General features: G+C 74.9%; 1 pseudogene. It reads right to left on the minus strand.

Annotated elements, in window-relative coordinates:
* Window positions 1–22: 22 nt before the first annotated feature.
* Window positions 23–251 (minus strand): annotated as a pseudogene (locus KVT44_RS56465) (acyl-CoA dehydrogenase family protein); the annotation flags it as partial.

Consider the following 251-nt stretch of genomic DNA (forward strand, 5'->3'; position numbering starts at 1 on the left):
TGGCCCTCCACCAGGCGGTCTACAGGACCAGGCGGCGGAGCTGTTCGACGGCGACGCGCGCGTCCGCGAACCCGTTCTGGACCACGCCCTGCTGGGCGGGCGGCTTGCCGAAGGCCGTACGGGACACGGCCCGGCGGCACATCAGCTCGTTCGCCCGCTCGGCCATGCCGATCTGCCGCATGCAGTGGTGGATGCGGCCCGGGCTGCGCCGCGCCTGGGCGTTGGCGTAACCGCCCCCCTCCTCGCCGGCG

This window comes from Streptomyces sp. GbtcB7, assembly GCF_019091445.1.
GTDB lineage: Bacteria > Actinomycetota > Actinomycetes > Streptomycetales > Streptomycetaceae > Streptomyces > Streptomyces mirabilis.